Genomic DNA, 15,016 nt, shown 5'->3' with positions numbered 1-15,016 from the left:
GTTTGCCCCCGGCGGGACAACGGGAGACGGACGATGCGGTTTGCCAGGCTCTGCTTCGCGGGCGCCGTCCTCCTCGCGGTGCCGGCCTCGGCCGCGCCGTCGACCAATGCGGGCCCGGATATCGCGACCGGTCCAGTCACCAGGCTGCCGCTGCCCCGCTACGCCAGCCTCAAGACCGACCGGGTCAACCTGCGCGAGGGACCGTCGAAGGACCACCGCACGCTTTGGGTGTTCCAGCGCGCGGGCATGCCGGTCGAGATCGTGGCCGAGTTCGAGACCTGGCGCCGCATCCGCGACTCGGAGGGAACGGAGGGCTGGGTTCTGCACTCGCTCCTGTCGGGCCGCCGCACCGCCATGGTCACGGCGCCGAAGAATGCGGACAAGGCGGCGATCCCGCTGCGGGCGCGGGCCGACGACGGCGCCGAGGACGAGGCGCGCCTGGAAGCCGGGGTGATCGGCAGCGTCAAGAGCTGCACCGGTTCGTGGTGTCGCCTCGTCGTCGCCCTGCCCTCGAATCGCGACGTCGACGGCTACATCCACCAGGACCGGCTCTGGGGCGTCTATCCCGACGAGAAGGTGGAATGAGAAAAGCCCGGTCATCGCCGGGCCTTGTGTCACCATCCCCGTCTCTTGAGCAGGCCGCTCAGACCTAGCCAATCAACCCTGGCCAATCAACCCTGGCGGCGGACGCCCGGGCGGCGGCGCAGCCGCACGATCACCTCGACGCCGGCGATCTCCATGCCTTCGGGCGCCTCGGGGAGCGATTCGACGGTGATGCCACAATCGGGCATGTCCAGCACCTGTCCCTCGTCCTCGAGGAAGAAGTGATGGTGCTCCGACGGGTTGGTGTCGAAATAGGCTTTCGAGCCGTCCAGCGCGAGCTGGCGCAGGAGGCCGGCCTCGGTGAACTGATGCAGCGTGTTGTAGACGGTCGCGAGCGAGACCGGCACCTTGGCGCGCATCGCCTCGTCGTAGAGCATCTCGGCGGTCAGGTGGCGGTCGCCGCGACCGAACAACAGCCAGCCGAGGGAGAGGCGCTGCCGCGTCGGGCGCAGGCCGGCGCGCCGCAGCCGGTCGCGCAGGTCCGAGAGCGGGCAGCCGCGGCGGGCGCCGCCCGACGCGTCCCCCGAAAGGGCCGGAATGCGGGCGTTGAGCGCGGCCTGAAGGGACACCAGTTCGGACATCGGCGGGACGGAACACTCGCGGGAGGGCTGGAAATTCGTACTCGGGTATATGGGAATGGTCACCCCGCCGCAACCCGCGTCCCACGGCCGTCCCGCGCCCAAGCTTGGAGCCGGCTCGGCCCCTATGCTAACGATGCTGCGCCTGCCGCCTTTCGCGCCGCGCGAGATCCGGAGGCAAGGGCCCGCGCCGCTGCCGGATCGAGCGCGGGCTTCGCGGCCGACGACAGATACGAGGACCGATCCGCCTTCATGCCGCCCGACACCGAACAGACTGCGCCCCGCGCCTCGCACTACGCCTACGAGGACCTGCTCGCCTGCGGGCGCGGCGAGCTCTTCGGCGCCGGCAACGCCCAGTTGCCGTTGCCGCCGATGCTGATGTTCGACCGCATCACCGCGATCGAGGCCGAGGGCGGCGCCTACGGCAAGGGCCACGTGCGCGCCGAATTCGATATCCGACCCGACCTCTGGTTCTTCCCGTGCCACTTCAAGGGCGACCCGGTGATGCCGGGCTGCCTCGGGCTCGACGCATTGTGGCAGCTTGTCGGGTTCCACCTTGGCTGGCTCGGCGCGCAGGGCCGCGGCCGCGCGCTCGGCGTCGGCGAGGTCAAGTTCACCGATCAGGTTCTGCCGAGCGTCAGGCAGGTGGTCTACGGGATCGACCTCCGGCGTGTGCGCACCGGCAAGCTCGTCCTCGGCATCGCCGACGGATGGCTGGAGGCGGACGGAAAGCGCATCTACGAGGCCAAGGACCTGCGCGTCGCGCTGTTTCAGAGCTGAGACGCCGGGCGGATTCGGGGCGCCCGGGCAACGGGATGCCGCGTCGCCGGTTGAGATCGGGCCTGCGGCATCCTAGCTGACGGGGAGTGCGACGCTCGAGCCCGGGGTTGCGTCGCCGTGGAGACAAGTCCGTTCATGCGCCGTGTCGTCGTCACCGGGATGGGCATCGTCTCGTCCATCGGAAACAACACGCAGGAGGTGCTCGCGTCGCTGCGCGAGGGCCGCTCCGGGATCGCGCACGACGGATCTTACGCCGAGCACGGCTTCCGCAGCCAGGTCTCGGGCCGGCCGGACCTCGACCCCGAGGGCATCGTCGACCGGCGCGCGATGCGCTTCCACGGCGGCGGCACCGCCTGGAACCACGTGGCGATGGATCAGGCGATCCGCGATGCCGGGCTCGAGGCCGGCGAGATCTCGCACCCGCGCACCGGCATCATCATGGGCTCCGGCGGTCCCTCGACACGGGTCATCGTCGAATCCGCGGCGATCGCCCGCGAGAAGGGCCCCAAGCGCGTCGGCCCGTTCGCGGTGCCGAAGGCGATGTCCTCGACCGCCTCGGCGACGCTCGCGACCTGGTTCAAGATCAAGGGCGTGAACTACTCGATCGCCTCGGCCTGCGCGACCTCGAACCACTGCATCGGCAACGCCGCAGAGATCATCCAGGGCGGGCGCCAGGACGTCATCTTCGCCGGCGGCTGCGAGGACCTCGACTGGACGCTGTCGGTGCTGTTCGACGCGATGGGCGCCATGTCGTCGAAGTACAACGACACGCCCGCCCGCGCCTCCCGGGCCTACGACGCGAACCGCGACGGCTTCGTCATCGCGGGTGGCGCCGGCGTGCTGGTGCTCGAAGAGCTGGAGCACGCCAAGGCGCGCGGGGCACGGATCTACGGTGAGATCGCGGGCTACGGCGCCACCTCGGACGGGCACGACATGGTCGCCCCCTCAGGCGAAGGTGCGATGCGCTGCATGCGCCAGGCGATCGAAGGGCTCAAAGGTGCGCGGATCGACTACATCAACCCGCACGCGACCTCGACGCCGGTGGGCGACGAAAAGGAGATCGCGGCGATCCGCGACGTATTCGGCCGCGGCGATGCGTGCCCGGCGATCGCGGCGACGAAGTCGCTCACCGGGCATTCCCTCGGGGCGACCGGGGTGCAGGAGGCGATCTATTCGCTGCTGATGATGAACGACGGCTTCATCTGCGCCAGCGCGCATATCGACGAACTCGATCCGGCCTTCTCCGACATGCCGATCCTGCGCGCGCGCCGGGATGGCGCGAGGCTCGGCCATGTGCTCTCGAATTCCTTCGGGTTCGGCGGCACCAACGCCACGCTCGTCCTCAAGAACCTCGACGCCTGAGCGGGCATCCGCGGCGTTCGGGGGCCGGCCATCGCGAAAACGCCCTCCGCGGGAAGCCGACGTTAACGGTTTGGAACCCAAGCTGCAGATCTCGGTTCTCGTGGAGACCCGTCGACGGAAGACCCACGCGGATGACCCTGTTCCTGATCGGATTGACGCTCGCCGTCGTGATCGTCGGATCGGCCGGCATCTATGCCAAGCAGATCCTCATCGACGATGCGAAGGCGCAGACCGGCGGCTATTTCTGACGGACCCGCTGCCGGCGACAGGGCCGAATCCTGGTTGCAAGGGAAGCCTGCCTGTCTTCACGGCTGCCGATTGGACAGCGACACGACCCGCGCCTAAGCCTCCCGCCCTGGATCGGACCTCGCATCGGGGCCGAGCGGCAGGGGAGTGGCGGATCGGATGACGGGTTTGATGGCGGGCAAGCGCGGCCTGATCATGGGCGTGGCCAACGACCACTCGATCGGCTGGGGTATCGCCAGGACCCTGCACCGGCACGGCGCGCAGCTGGCCTTCACCTATCAGGGCGAGGCGCTGGGCAGGCGGGTCGCGCCGCTGGCCGCGCGGCTCGATTCGGACATCGTGCTGCCCTGCGACGTGGAGGACCTCGCCTCCGTCGACGCGGCCTTCGCCGCGCTCGACGAACGCTTCGCGGGAACCCTCGATTTCGTGGTCCACGCCATCGGCTTCTCCGACAAGGCTCAGCTCAAGGGGCGCTACCTCGACGTCACCACCCGCGAGAACTTCGCGCGCACGATGACGATCTCGTGCTTCTCCTTCACCGAGATCGCGCAGCGCGCGGCCAAGCGCATGCACGCGGGCGGCGCGCTCCTGACGCTGACCTATGGCGGCTCGACCCGCGTGATGCCGAACTACAACGTCATGGGCGTCGCCAAGGCGGCCCTGGAAGCCTCGGTGCGCTACCTCGCCACCGATCTCGGCCCGGACGGCATCCGGGTGAACGCCCTCTCCGCCGGCCCGATGCGGACGCTGGCCGGTGCCGGCATCGCCGACGCCCGCCTGATGTTCAACCACCAGAAGGCGCACGCCCCGCTGCGGCGCACGGTGACGCTGGACGACGTCGGCGGCTCGGCGCTCTACCTGCTCTCCGAGCTCTCGGGCGGCGTCACCGGCGAGGTGCATTTCGTCGATTCGGGCTACAACATCATCGCGATGCCGCGCCCCGACGTGCTCCAGGCGCAGGACGAGGCCGGCGTCGTCGGCGACGCCTGACGACGATCTCGCTCGGCAGGATCGGGTGGACCCGCCCGCCGCCCGCGAGCCGCGACGCTCCTTCCCTCATCGCGGGATGCGGCCCGGCGGCAGCAATTCCGGCGCGCGCGCCGGACGGCGGACGGCGCGGCGCTCACGCCGCTCCACGACGCCGCGCGGCGGCGGTGCCGAGGGATAGTTCGAGGCGAAGGGATTCGCGGGCACGCCGGGGGCGGCGCCTCCGGCGTATCCTGCGTCCTGCGCGGCGGCGGGCAGCGGCAGCGCCGCGATCAGGGCGGCGGCGAGGGCGGTGCTGAAGGGCATGGCGGTCCTTTGCGTCGTCGGCGCGATCGGCAGATAGGGCTACCCTGGCGCCATGGGGACGGGGAACGGCCATGGAACCGCATCGGATCGAGCAGGACGGCACCGCCTACGCGGTCGCGTTCGAACGGACGTCGGACGGCTGGGTGGCGCGCATCCGCCGCGAGAGCGACGGCGCGACCCACGTCGTCGCCTTCGCCGACGGCGTCGGCTACGCGGCCGACGATGCGCGCGCCTCGCTGATCGCCGGCTGCGAGGCGGCCGTCGGGCGCCTCCCCTGGGCGCCTCGGACGAAGCACTGAGTCGCCCCCGCGCGGAACCGGCGCGTTGCCGGGGTGTTCGCGCTGGACCATCTCCGTTCTGCGTCCGGGAGTTTTCCGATGTCCGAAGTCACCTATCAGATCGTCGCGCACGACGGCGGCTACGCCTACAAGGTCGGCGACGTGTTCTCGGAAACGTTCCCGAGCCGCACCGACGCCCTCCAGGCCGCCCAGGCCGCGGCGGCCGAGCAGCAGGTGCCGGGCTCGACGGAGGGAATCCGCCCTCAGGACGGGGCCGGCGGCCGGCACGACGGGACCGCGCAGGGCAACGACCGTCCGACCGCCAAGGTCGAGGGCTGAGCTCGGGACGGCCATGGCGGCAAGGCCCGCACCCGCGATGGCACGGAAGGCGGCCTCGACGCCGCGAAGCCCCAGGACCGCTTCGGAACCGGCGCCCGTCGTCGAGGCCGCGCCGCTGCCCGCGAAGCCGCCGAAGGGCGCCCGCCGGACGACGCCGTCGCCCGAGACGCTCGCCGCGCTGGGGTCGGACCGGCTGATTGGCCTGATCCTTGACGAGACCGCACGCAACGCAGGCTTCAAGAAACTCGTCAGCGCGGCGTTGGCGGCATTGCAGGGGCCGGATGCGGTGGCCGCGCTCATCGACCGGCGGCTGACGGCCCTGGAGGGTGCTCGCGGCTACATCGATTGGCAGAAGCGCAGGGCCTTCATTGCCGACCTCGACGCCACCGTCCGGGTGATCCTCACCGAGTTGCGCCCCCTCGATCCGGCAGCCGCCCTGGAGCGGCTGACGCGCTTCCTCGGCGGTGCCGACGGCGTCCTCAACCGCGTCGACGACAACGCGGGCGCGACGCAGGCGATCTACGAGCGGGCCTCCGACGCCGCCGTCGACATCGCCGCCGCCTGCGGGGCCGAAGAAGCCGGACGGTTCGCGCTGACGCTGCTGCCGCGCTTTGCCGCCGACCCCTACGGACCGTTCGGCATGCTGATCCGCGACCTCGTCCCGCGCCTCGCGCCCGCCGCCCTCGCCGCGCTCGATGCGGGCCTCGCCGGGGTGGCGGCGGCACCGGCGAGGAGCACCGGAGAGAAGAGCGAGGCGGCGGCGTTCCGGGCCGATCTCGAGCGGTCTCACCTGCTCCGGCTACGGCAGGACATCGCCGACCGGGTCGGGGACGTCGACGGCTACATCGCGCTCGAACAGGCGATCATGCCGGAACGGCCGGACCCATCGGAGATCGCCCGGCGCCTGCTCGATGCAGGCCGCGCCGCCGAGGCCCTGGACTGGATCGGCCGGCCACAACCGTCGCGCATCCGCGTGATCACCCGCGAGATGCTCGCCGAGGGCGACATCGATCCGAACGCGCCCGCGCGGGAGCGCCTCGGCCTGGAATGCCGCATCCTCGACGCGCTCGGCCGCGGCGACGAGGCACAGGCCCTGCGCTGGAAGGGTTTCGAGACGATGCTCGACGCGGAGATGCTGCGTGCCCACATCGCCAAGCTCCCGGATTTCGAGGACGAGGAGACGCTGGAGCGCGCCCTCGACCACGTGAGCCGGCACGCGGACCCGCACCGCGCGCTCGCCTTCCTCGTGGCGTGGCCGAGCCTCGACCGCGCCGCGCGCCTGGTGCTCGACCACCGATCGGCCTGGAGGAGCGAGCAGTACCGGTTGCTCGGTACGGCGGCCGACGCGCTGGCGGCCGCGCACCCGCCGGCCGCGACGCTGCTCTACCGCCGGCTGATCGACGACATCCTCGGGCAGGGCCGCAGCAACGCCTATCCGCATGCGGCGCGCTACCTGACCGAACTCGACCAGCTCGCGCCGCGCCTGGAGCCGGCGCGCGTCGAGCCTGATCCGGAAACCTACCGGTCGGGCCTGCGCAAGACGCACGGACGCAAGTACGGCTTCTGGAGCCTGCTCAAGGGATAGCCGCCAGGTTTTGCGAAACCGCGCCCTCAAGCCGTCTCGATCGCGTCGACGCGGTCGGGATAGAACGCGAGGTGTCCGGCGATCCCGGCGACCGCCGGGAACGGGGCCTCGTAGCTCCACACCGCATTCGGCCGGTGCACGCCAGCCACCACGAGGTCGAAGTAGCTCGCGTCGCCCTTGTACGGGCAATGGCTGCTGCGCGCCGACGGCTTGAAATGCGCGAGGTCGGCGTCGGCGCGCGGAATGTAGAGGACCGGCGGGTAATGCGCCTCCGTCAGCGACAGCGCGTTGCGGCTCTCGGCTACTGCGACGCCGTTCAGCATCACCCGGACGCGGCCCGGATGGGCAGAGATGGTGATCGGATGGTCGGGGCCGGGCTGCTTCATCGTGTGCTCCTGTCGTCGGGTTTCAGCTCGATGGTGCCGAGCGCGTCGGCCAGCCGCGCCTTCGCGCTGCCGGGCTTCAGCGGCGTCTGCTGGCTCGCGTGCGGCGCCCAGCCGGAAAGCCACAGGACCTCGAAGGTGGCGCGGAGCCGCCCGTCGGGGTCGGCGAACCGCGCGGCGTAGATCTCGGCCATCCGCAGGAGGGTGGCGCGGCGCAGCGGGGTGCGGCGACGCTCGGTGAGTGCGTTGGTCAGCCCCATGGCGCGCAGGTCGCGCATCAGGGCGAAGGCGTCGGCATAGCGCACCGTCAGCGTCTCGGTGTCGGCGACCGGCAGGGCGAAGCCCGCCCGCTGCAGCAGCGCGCCGGCCTCGCGCACCGCGGCGAACGGCGCGACGCGGGGGCTGACGCCGCCCTCGACCTCGCTCTCGGCCTGGGCGAAGCTTTGGCGCAATTCGGTGAGCGTCGCGCCGCCGAGCAGGCATCCGAGGAACAGCCCGTCCGGTCGCAGCGCGCGGCGGAGCTGGACCAGCGCGCCGGGGAGATCGTTGACGCCCTGGAGCGCCAGCAGCGACACCGCGAGGTCGAAGCCGGCCGGCGCCGCCGGCAGGAACTCGGGGTCGGCCACGGCCCGCAGCACGCGACCCGCCGGCATCTCCGGCAGCGCGGCGAGGCGGAGCACCGTGCCGGCGCCGTAACGCGCCGACAGGGCGGCGGCGGCGGCGTCCGTCGGCGTCGCGAGATCGAGGATCGCAGCAAAGTCGCGCAGCACGGCGCCGAGGCGGTCGTCGAGGTCCTCCACCAGCCGGGCGAGCAGGAAGTCGGCATACCCGCCGGCGCGCGCCCGGGCGAGGCGGCGGCGCACGAGCGCGGTGTCGAACAGGGGCGATGGATCGGTCATGCCGGGTGTCACATGGCGCGCGAGGCACCCGGATGCCAGCGTGGGACGACGCCGCGACCGCGATCACCGAACATCATCCGCGGCGCTCCGATCACGGTTGCGCGAGTGGGGAACGGCCGTGGGACTGCGCCGTTCCTGCTGTGCTCGCGGTCGCCGCGACCGCGTTGCGGAGTGACCCGCCATGACACGCACGCTGTTCGGGGCCGCGCTGGCCCTCGCGATCGTCTCGACCGGTGCGCAGGCGAAGGGCTGCATCAAGGGCGCCATCGTCGGCGGCATCGCCGGGCATTATGCCGGCCATCACGGGCTGGTCGGTGCCGCGGCCGGTTGCGCGGTCGGCCGCCATCGCGCGAACGCGCAGGCGCGTCGCGACGATCAGGCGCGGCCCGCCGCGCGCTGACGCGGCTGGCCTCGCCCTGCCGGCCTCGCCCGCGGACACGATCGACCCGATGCCTCCCGCCGAGGCTGCCGAATCACCTCATGAGGACCGCCCGCTTCCCGGCGCCCGGCCTTTCGCCATCGTCAGGACGCTCGGCCGGATCGCGGTCGGCCTGGTCTACCCGCCCTCCTGCGCCGGCTGCGGTGCGGCGACCGCCGATCCCGGCGCGCTCTGCCCGGGCTGCTGGGCCGGCCTTCGGCTGATCGAGGAACCGCGCTGTCCGCGCTACGGCACGCCGTTCGCGATCGACCTCGGGATCGGACCGCTGCTCTCGCCGCGCGCCATCGCCGAGCCACCGGTCTTCGCGCGGGCCCGGGCCGTCGCGCTCTACGACGACACCGCACGCGGCTTGGTGCATCGCCTGAAGTACGAGGATCGCCTCGACCTCGCCAAGGCGATGGCGCGGATGATGGCGGCCGCCGGCGGTGCACTGATGGTCGAGGCGGATTGCGTCGTACCAGTGCCCCTGCATCGCTGGCGCCTGTGGCGGCGGCGTTTCAACCAAGCGGCCGTGCTCGCCCGGCCGATCGCCCGGGCCGCCGCCCTGCCGTTCGTGCCGCAGGCGCTCGCGCGCGTGAAGGCGACGCGCTCGCAGGTGGGGCTCACCCGCATCGGACGCGCGGAGAACCTCCAGGGCGCGTTCCGCGTGCCCCCGGCGCACCGGGCCTGCATCCAGGGCCGGCGCGTCCTTCTGATCGACGACGTGACGACGACGGGCGCCACCGCCAACGCGGCCGCCCGCGCGCTGCTGCGCGGGGGCGCGGCCTCGGTCGACCTCCTCACCTTCGCGCTGGTCGGCGATCCGGCGGGTTGACCGATCGACGCGGCTCGCCGACCGGCACCCGAAGGGCCGCAACGCTCCGACGCCGTGCGAGGTGCCGGGCACGAACGCGCCGAAGATCAGCGCAGCGGCGGTCACGGCGCGCTCGGCAGGGTTGATCGTACCGTCCCGGCGCGGCAGACGGGTCGCAGGGCACCGCGCCGCGGCCGCCTCGACGAGGTCGTGAGCCCGATGCCGTGAGCCAGACATCGCCGAGCCGTGCTCCGTCGGCCGACGCGCTCTCCGGCGCCGTCTCCCCCGGCCCGGTCCACGAGCGATACGAATCGCTGATCGCCTCCGGTGCGATCGAGCGCGATCCGGCGCAGGCCCGGCTCGTGCGTGCCCTCGACCGCCTGGTGCAGGACCTCGACCGGCGGCGGCGTGCGCGGAAGGGCAGCGCCCTGGGCTGGCTGTTCTCGCGCAAGGACGAGGGCGGTCCGCCGAAGGGGCTCTACATCTGGGGCTCGGTCGGGCGCGGCAAGACGATGCTGATGGACCTGTTTCACGAGGCGGCCCCCGGCTCGAAGCGCCGCGTCCACTTCCACGGATTCCTCGCCGACGTGCACGAGCGCATCCACGCCTACCGGCAGGCGCTCAAACGCGGCGCGGTGAAGGGCGACGATCCGATCGCCCCCGTGGCCGACGCGCTCGCCGACGAGGCGATGCTGCTCTGCTTCGACGAGTTCACGGTGACCGACATCGCCGATGCGATGATCCTCGGGCGGCTGTTCGGCGCGCTGTTCAGGCGCGGCGTGACCATCGTCGCGACCTCGAACGTCGCGCCCGACCGGCTCTACGAGGGCGGCCTGAACCGGGCGCTGTTCCTGCCCTTCGTCGAAGACCTGAAGGAGCGGGTCGCGGTGCTGCGGCTCGACGCGCGCACCGACTTCCGGCTGGAGAAGCTCGGCGGCGCGCCCGTCTACCACGTGCCGGCCGACCTGGCCGCCCGGACGGCGATCGATGCCGCCTTCAAGGGACTCACCGGCCGGGCGAAGGGGCGGTCCGCGACGATCCGGGTCCACGGCCGCGACATCGCTGTGCCCGACGAGGCCGCGGGCGTCGCGCGGTTCGGCTTCCGTGACCTCTGCGCCCAGCCGCTCGGCGCCTCGGACTACATGGCTCTGGCGCGGGCCTTCCACACGATGATCGTCGAGGACATCCCGGTGATGGGCGAGAACGACCGCAACGAGGCCAAACGCTTCATCACCCTGATCGACACGCTCTACGACCGGCACGTGAAGCTCGTCGCCTCGGCCGCGGCGGAGGCGCCGGCGCTCTACACCGTCGCGGAGGGCCGCGAGGCGTTCGAGTTCGCGCGGACGGTGTCGCGCCTGATCGAGATGCGCTCGGTGGACTACCTCGCCCTGCCGCACGGGCGCGCGGATTCGGAAGCTTCCGGGGCGACGACCGGGCTGGTGGAGACCTGATGCCTTCGTGCCGGCGCGGGGCGACCTCCGGCCGGCCCGTGCCGATCTCGTCCTTCGCCGGCGCCGATCGCGGGCTTCGACAACCGCGCCGCTCCGGCTATGTCTTCGCGGCCGATCCGGCGCGTCGCGGGACTGATCCAGGGCCGTCCATGAGCACACTCCTCCGACGAAGCGCCAGCGGGGCACGTGTCGCCGCAGCGGAGAGCCTTCGGAAGAAGCTCCGGCCCGCGAGGGTTTCGTGAAGGACCCGAAATCGAGCGCCGTCCTGCGCCGGCCGCGGTGGCGCGGCGCGCGGCCGCTGGCCGGCCTGCTCGGTTCGCCGGTGGCGTTCGGGCTGCTCCTGACGGCCCTCGTCGCGGGCGGCTGGAACCACGTCGCCGGCGAGACGAACCGTGCGCAGGTCGCTGCGGGCAACGCCACCGTCGCCGGGCTGGAGCGCCTGCTCTCGGCGATGAAGGACCTGGAGACCGGCGAGCGCGGCTACGTCATCGTCGGGGGCGACGACTATCTCCAGCCCTATCAGGTGGCGATCGGCGAGATCGACACCGGCCTCTCGGCGCTGGGCGGCGTCACGCAGGTTCCCCTGCGTCGGGGCGCGCCGTCGCTGGCCGACCTCATCGCCGGGAAGCGCGACTTCGCCGCCCGCGTCGTGGCGGCACGGCGCGACCGCGGCTTCGCGGCCGCGGCCGATCTCGTCCGCACCGGCGAGGGCAAGCGCCTGATGGACGCGATCCGCGCCGAGACCGCCGGGCTCCAGGCCGAGACCACGGCGCGGCTGGCGGCGGACGCGGTCCGCGACGGCACGCGCTCGCTGCTGCTGTCGCTGCTCGCGGGCCTGTGCGCGGTCGTCGCGATCGTGCTGCTCGCCCGGCTCGCGCTGGTGCGGCGGCAGGAATCGCTGCGCATGTCGGGCCTGCTCGACGGCGTCCTCGCCAACGCGCCCGTCGGCCTCGGCTTCCTCGACCGCGACCTGAAGATCCGCCACATGAACCGGTCTCTCGCGGTGATGAGCGAGCGTGGGTTCGGTGCCGACCTCGGCGCGCCGATCTGGGCGATGCTGCCGACGCTGCAGGATGCGCTGGCGCCGAAGCTCGCCGCTGCGCTGAACGAAGGGCTCGTCACGCCGGACGTGGCGGTCGCCGTGCCGACGCCCTCGGCACCCGGCGGCGTGCGGCACTTCTCGATGAGTTTCTATCCCCTGCGCGGCACCGGCGCCGAGGGCGGGCCGGAGATCGAGGGGGTCGGCATCGTCGTCCTCGACGAGACCCTGCGCCAGATCGTCGAGCAGCGCATGCGTCGCAGCGAGGAGCGGTTCCGCTCGCTGATCGAGGCCAGCGCCGCGATCGTCTGGACTGCGAGCGCCGACGGCGACCTCCATCCGCGCCAGGCGGCCTGGACCCGCTTCACCGGGCAGGACGAGGCGGCCTACCTCGGCACCGGCTTCCTCGACGCGGTCCATCCGGACGACCGGGTGCGGACCGACCGCGACTGGCGGGCGGCGCTCTCGACCCCGGACACCTACGAGACCGAGCACCGCCTGCGCCGGGCCGACGGCGCGTACCGCGCCATGGCGATCCGTGCGGTGCCGATCCTCGCCGAGGACGGGACGTTGCGGGAATGGGTGGGCACCCACACCGACATCACCGAGCGGAAGGCTGCGGAAGCCGCGGTCGAGGCGGCGCGCCAGGCCGCCGAGGACGCCAACCGCGCCAAGAGCCAGTTCCTCGCCAACATGAGCCACGAGCTGCGCACGCCGCTCTCGGCGGTGATCGGCTATTCCGAGATGCTGCAGGAGGAACTCGAAGACCTCGGCGAGCCCTCGCTCATCGCCGACATGAAGAAGATCGAGTCCAACGCCCGCCACCTGCTCGGGCTGATCAACGACGTCCTCGACCTGTCCAAGATCGAGGCCGAGCGCGTCGAGATCTACGCCGAGGACTTCTCCGTCGCCGAGGTGGTGGACGAGGTCGCCGCCACCGTGGAGGGCCTGATCGCCAAGAAGGGCAACACCCTCGACCTGGCCGTCGCGGCCGATGTCGGCGCCGCGCATACCGACGTGACCAAGCTGCGCCAGTGCCTGATCAACCTCCTGAGCAACGCGGCGAAGTTCACCGAGAACGGACGCGTCGGCCTCACCGTGAGACGCGAGGCCGACGGCGCCTTGCGCTTCGCGGTCAGCGATACCGGCATCGGCATGAGCCCCGAGCAGGTCGGGAAGCTGTTCGAGCGGTTCACCCAGGCCGACGCCTCGACCACCCGCCGCTTCGGCGGCACCGGGCTCGGCCTGTCGATCACCCGCGCGTTCGCCGAGCTGCTCGGCGGCCGGGTCGAGGTCGCGAGCCGGGAGGGCGCGGGCAGCACCTTCACCCTGACCCTGCCGGCGGACTTCTCCGGCGCCGAAGCCGGCGGGCCCGCGCTTCAGAAGGATGCCGGCGGCGGAAACAGAATCCTCGTCATCGACGACGACGCCGCGACCCGCGACCTGCTCGCGCGCTTCCTCGAGCGGGAGGGGTTTGCCGTCTCGACCGCCGAGGACGGACGCCAGGGCTTGGAGCAGGCGCGGAGCCTGCGCCCCCGCGCGATCCTGCTGGACGTGACGATGCCGCGGATGGACGGCTGGTCGGTGCTGCGGGCGCTGCGCGCCGACCCGGAGTTGGGCGCGACGCCGATCGTGATGGTTACCGTCCTCGACGAGCAGAACCTCGCCTTCTCGCTCGGCGCCACCGACTACCTGCACAAGCCGATCGAGTGGGGGCACCTCAAGGCCGTGACCGACCGGTTCCGGCCCGGCACCGCGGAGGGGCCGATCCTCGTGGTCGAGGACGATGCCGACGCCCGCGAGCGCCTGACCACCTTCCTGGAGCGCGACGGCTTCCCCGTGCGCGCGGCCGAGCACGGGCGCACGGCGCTGGAGGCGGTCGCGCGGGAGAAACCCGCGCTCGTGCTCCTCGACCTGATGATGCCGGAGATGGACGGCTTCGGCTTCCTGCGCGCCCTGCGCACGCGCGCCGAGTGGCGCGACATCCCCGTGGTCGTGCTCACCGCCAAGGACATCACCGCCGAGGACCGCCGCCGGCTCGCCGGCCAGGCCGACCGGGTGATCAGCAAGGGCTCGCTGAGCCTCGCCGATCTGGCACGCGAGGTGCGCGGACTGGTGGGGATGCCGGAGCCCGGCGCCGGTGCCCGCTCCGGTCCGGCGGAGGGACGGGGCGACGCGCTCGCGCCCTCCGGAAAGACCTGACGCCGCCCCGCTCGAGAACGGCGGAGGAGGCCGGTCGAGCCTCGTCCTGCCGAAAGGCTACTTCTCGACGAACGCCTTCTCGATGACGTAGTGCCCGGCCTCGCCGTGGTTGCCTTCTTCGTAGCCGCTGTTCGTGAGTAACGCACGGGTGTCGCGGATCATGTCGGGGCTGCCGCAGAGCATGAAGCGGTCGTCCGCCACCGTCATGTTCGGCAGCCCGACATCCTCGAACAGCTTGCCCGAGACCATCAGGTCGGTGATCCGGCCGCGGTTGCGGAACGGCTCGCGGGTGACGGTCGGGTAGTAGATCAACTGGGCGCTGATCATCTCGCCGAGGAATTCGTGCTTCGGCAGGCTCTCGGTGATGGTCTCGCCGTAGGCCAACTCCTGCACCTGCCGGCAGCCGTGGACGAGCACGACGCGTGCGAACCGCTCGTAGGTCTCCGGGTCCTTGATGATCGACAGGAACGGCGCCAGCCCGGTGCCGGTGCCGAGAAGGTACAGGTTCTTCCCCGGCATCAGGTTGTCGAGCACCAGCGTGCCGGTGGGCTTCTTGCCGACGATGATCGGGTCGCCGACCTTGAGGTGCTGGAGCTTCGAGGTGAGCGGCCCGCTCTCGACCTTGATCGAGAAGAACTCCAGCTCCTCCTCGTAGTTGGCCGAGACCACCGAATAGGCGCGCAGCAGCGGCCGGCCCTCGACCTCGATGCCGATCATCGTGAACTCGCCGTTGCGGAAGCGGA

Annotated in this window: 16 protein-coding genes; 11 read left to right on the top strand and 5 right to left on the bottom strand. The window is 71.9% G+C overall.

Going from position 1 to position 15,016, the window contains the following annotated elements:
- Positions 1 to 33 precede the first annotated feature (33 nt).
- Positions 34 to 585 (top strand): SH3 domain-containing protein, encoded by a 552-nt coding sequence (locus tag ACFE86_RS09380; protein WP_375455063.1) that lies wholly within the window; start codon positions 34 to 36, stop codon positions 583 to 585.
- An 86-nt stretch (positions 586 to 671) separates the two neighbouring features.
- Here ACFE86_RS09380 and irr read toward each other — a convergent pair whose 3' ends face one another.
- Positions 672 to 1,184, bottom strand: coding sequence for a Fur family transcriptional regulator Irr (gene irr / locus ACFE86_RS09375; protein ID WP_375455062.1), 513 nt, complete (start codon positions 1,182 to 1,184; stop codon positions 672 to 674).
- A 249-nt stretch (positions 1,185 to 1,433) separates the two neighbouring features.
- On the opposite strand from irr, the gene fabA reads away from it, so the two are divergent.
- From fabA to fabI, 3 genes are all read left to right on the top strand, one after another.
- Positions 1,434 to 1,961 (top strand): 3-hydroxyacyl-[acyl-carrier-protein] dehydratase FabA, encoded by a 528-nt coding sequence (gene fabA, locus ACFE86_RS09370; protein ID WP_375455061.1) that lies wholly within the window; start codon positions 1,434 to 1,436, stop codon positions 1,959 to 1,961.
- A 135-nt stretch (positions 1,962 to 2,096) separates the two neighbouring features.
- The gene (gene fabB, locus ACFE86_RS09365) at positions 2,097 to 3,323 is read left to right on the top strand and encodes a beta-ketoacyl-ACP synthase I (protein ID WP_375455060.1); all 1,227 of its coding nucleotides are present in this window, start codon (positions 2,097 to 2,099) and stop codon (positions 3,321 to 3,323) included.
- Between the two features lie 405 nt (positions 3,324 to 3,728).
- Positions 3,729 to 4,559, top strand: coding sequence for an enoyl-ACP reductase FabI (fabI, locus tag ACFE86_RS09360; RefSeq protein WP_375455059.1), 831 nt, complete (start codon positions 3,729 to 3,731; stop codon positions 4,557 to 4,559).
- A gap of 66 nt (positions 4,560 to 4,625) precedes the next feature.
- On the opposite strand, the gene ACFE86_RS09355 is transcribed toward fabI, so the two are convergent.
- On the bottom strand, positions 4,626 to 4,862 hold the full coding sequence (locus ACFE86_RS09355) for a hypothetical protein (RefSeq protein ID WP_375455058.1): 237 nt from the start codon (positions 4,860 to 4,862) through the stop codon (positions 4,626 to 4,628).
- A 71-nt stretch (positions 4,863 to 4,933) separates the two neighbouring features.
- Between ACFE86_RS09355 and ACFE86_RS09350 the strand changes: the two genes are divergently transcribed.
- The 3 genes from ACFE86_RS09350 (at position 4,934) to ACFE86_RS09340 (ending at position 7,064) form a co-directional block, all read left to right on the top strand.
- Entirely contained in the window at positions 4,934 to 5,161 is a 228-nt protein-coding gene (locus tag ACFE86_RS09350) for a hypothetical protein (RefSeq protein ID WP_375455057.1), read from the top strand.
- A 78-nt stretch (positions 5,162 to 5,239) separates the two neighbouring features.
- On the top strand, positions 5,240 to 5,479 hold the full coding sequence (locus ACFE86_RS09345) for a hypothetical protein (RefSeq protein WP_375455056.1): 240 nt from the start codon (positions 5,240 to 5,242) through the stop codon (positions 5,477 to 5,479).
- A gap of 37 nt (positions 5,480 to 5,516) precedes the next feature.
- Positions 5,517 to 7,064, top strand: a complete 1,548-nt coding sequence (locus tag ACFE86_RS09340; protein WP_375455055.1) for a DUF6880 family protein — start codon at positions 5,517 to 5,519, stop codon at positions 7,062 to 7,064.
- A 26-nt stretch (positions 7,065 to 7,090) separates the two neighbouring features.
- Here ACFE86_RS09340 and ACFE86_RS09335 read toward each other — a convergent pair whose 3' ends face one another.
- The gene (locus tag ACFE86_RS09335; protein WP_375455054.1) at positions 7,091 to 7,450 is read right to left on the bottom strand and encodes a DUF427 domain-containing protein; all 360 of its coding nucleotides are present in this window, start codon (positions 7,448 to 7,450) and stop codon (positions 7,091 to 7,093) included.
- Complete coding sequence (locus tag ACFE86_RS09330; protein ID WP_375455053.1) at positions 7,447 to 8,346, bottom strand: methyltransferase domain-containing protein; 900 nt, start codon at positions 8,344 to 8,346, stop codon at positions 7,447 to 7,449. The genes ACFE86_RS09335 and ACFE86_RS09330 overlap by 4 nt, the downstream gene beginning before the upstream one ends.
- Positions 8,347 to 8,527: 181 nt before the next feature.
- On the opposite strand from ACFE86_RS09330, the gene ACFE86_RS09325 reads away from it, so the two are divergent.
- The 4 genes from ACFE86_RS09325 to ACFE86_RS09310 all read left to right on the top strand — a co-directional run bounded on the left by ACFE86_RS09325 (position 8,528) and on the right by ACFE86_RS09310 (position 14,273).
- Positions 8,528 to 8,746, top strand: a complete 219-nt coding sequence (locus tag ACFE86_RS09325; protein WP_375455052.1) for a hypothetical protein — start codon at positions 8,528 to 8,530, stop codon at positions 8,744 to 8,746.
- A 49-nt stretch (positions 8,747 to 8,795) separates the two neighbouring features.
- Positions 8,796 to 9,599 carry a ComF family protein gene (locus ACFE86_RS09320; protein ID WP_375455051.1) on the top strand — a complete coding sequence of 268 codons (804 nt, stop codon included), beginning with the start codon at positions 8,796 to 8,798 and terminating at the stop codon, positions 9,597 to 9,599.
- Between the two features lie 203 nt (positions 9,600 to 9,802).
- Positions 9,803 to 11,032, top strand: coding sequence for a cell division protein ZapE (gene zapE, locus ACFE86_RS09315; RefSeq protein ID WP_375455050.1), 1,230 nt, complete (start codon positions 9,803 to 9,805; stop codon positions 11,030 to 11,032).
- 238 nt (positions 11,033 to 11,270) lie between these two features.
- Positions 11,271 to 14,273, top strand: a complete 3,003-nt coding sequence (locus ACFE86_RS09310) for a response regulator (protein WP_375455049.1) — start codon at positions 11,271 to 11,273, stop codon at positions 14,271 to 14,273.
- 57 nt (positions 14,274 to 14,330) lie between these two features.
- On the opposite strand, the gene ACFE86_RS09305 is transcribed toward ACFE86_RS09310, so the two are convergent.
- On the bottom strand, positions 14,331 to 15,016 hold a 686-nt coding region (locus tag ACFE86_RS09305), incomplete at its 5' end, for a ferredoxin--NADP reductase (protein WP_375455048.1).

This window comes from uncultured Methylobacterium sp. (assembly GCF_964244095.1).
Taxonomy (GTDB): domain Bacteria; phylum Pseudomonadota; class Alphaproteobacteria; order Rhizobiales; family Beijerinckiaceae; genus Methylobacterium.
This window is presented reverse-complemented; position numbering and strand designations above follow the sequence as displayed.

What these genes read in the sequence shown, in the direction of transcription:
- ACFE86_RS09325 (WP_375455052.1), top strand. Translation starts at nt 8,528, where the DNA reads ATGACACGCACGCTGTTCGGGGCCGCGCTGGCCCTCGCGATCGTCTCG.
- ACFE86_RS09345 (WP_375455056.1), top strand. Translation starts at nt 5,240, where the DNA reads ATGTCCGAAGTCACCTATCAGATCGTCGCGCACGACGGCGGCTACGCC.
- fabB (WP_375455060.1), top strand. Translation starts at nt 2,097, where the DNA reads ATGCGCCGTGTCGTCGTCACCGGGATGGGCATCGTCTCGTCCATCGGA.
- fabA (WP_375455061.1), top strand. Translation starts at nt 1,434, where the DNA reads ATGCCGCCCGACACCGAACAGACTGCGCCCCGCGCCTCGCACTACGCC.
- ACFE86_RS09335 (WP_375455054.1), bottom strand. Translation starts at nt 7,450, where the DNA reads ATGAAGCAGCCCGGCCCCGACCATCCGATCACCATCTCTGCCCATCCG.
- ACFE86_RS09350 (WP_375455057.1), top strand. Translation starts at nt 4,934, where the DNA reads ATGGAACCGCATCGGATCGAGCAGGACGGCACCGCCTACGCGGTCGCG.
- irr (WP_375455062.1), bottom strand. Translation starts at nt 1,184, where the DNA reads ATGTCCGAACTGGTGTCCCTTCAGGCCGCGCTCAACGCCCGCATTCCG.
- ACFE86_RS09320 (WP_375455051.1), top strand. Translation starts at nt 8,796, where the DNA reads ATGCCTCCCGCCGAGGCTGCCGAATCACCTCATGAGGACCGCCCGCTT.
- fabI (WP_375455059.1), top strand. Translation starts at nt 3,729, where the DNA reads ATGACGGGTTTGATGGCGGGCAAGCGCGGCCTGATCATGGGCGTGGCC.
- ACFE86_RS09330 (WP_375455053.1), bottom strand. Translation starts at nt 8,346, where the DNA reads ATGACCGATCCATCGCCCCTGTTCGACACCGCGCTCGTGCGCCGCCGC.
- ACFE86_RS09340 (WP_375455055.1), top strand. Translation starts at nt 5,517, where the DNA reads ATGGCACGGAAGGCGGCCTCGACGCCGCGAAGCCCCAGGACCGCTTCG.
- ACFE86_RS09380 (WP_375455063.1), top strand. Translation starts at nt 34, where the DNA reads ATGCGGTTTGCCAGGCTCTGCTTCGCGGGCGCCGTCCTCCTCGCGGTG.
- ACFE86_RS09355 (WP_375455058.1), bottom strand. Translation starts at nt 4,862, where the DNA reads ATGCCCTTCAGCACCGCCCTCGCCGCCGCCCTGATCGCGGCGCTGCCG.